This window comes from Oleiphilus sp. HI0066 (assembly GCF_001635725.1).
This window is the reverse complement of sequence record NZ_LWFH01000862.1, coordinates 1-505: the sequence shown is the minus strand read 5'-3', so window position 1 is coordinate 505 and position 505 is coordinate 1. Positions and strand designations below refer to the sequence as shown.

General features: G+C 42.2%; 1 pseudogene. It reads right to left on the bottom strand.

Annotated elements, in window-relative coordinates:
- Positions 1-12: 12 nt before the first annotated feature.
- Positions 13-505: pseudogene (locus tag A3738_RS09965) on the bottom strand (translation initiation factor IF-2); the annotation flags it as partial.

Here is a 505-nt window from a genome sequence, read left to right as displayed (position 1 = left end):
TAATGACAAAACTTATGACAAAGTACGCGCAATAGAGACCTTATCGAAGACCTCAATCTTGTCGCCCACTTTCACGTCATAGTTCTTAACACCGATACCACATTCAGTACCCGAACGAACTTCGTTTACATCATCTTTAAAGCGACGAAGCGATTCTAGCTCGCCTTCAAAGATAACGATGTCATCACGTAGTACACGAATTTTCTTATTGCGGAAGATTGTTCCTTCAAGAACCATACAACCAGCAACCTGACCGAATTTCGGAGACTTAAAGGTGTCACGCACTTCAGCAATACCAACAATGTCTTCACGGAATTCTGGCGCCAACATACCAGAAAGCGCTTGTTTCACATGATCGATAATCTCGTAAATAACGCTGTAATAACGAAGATCTAAGGATTCTTCTTCGATAATCTTTTTCGCTTGCGCATCAGCACGAACGTTAAAGCCGAAAATAACCGCATTGGTTGCTAGCGCAAGACTTGCATCTGTACCTGTAATACCA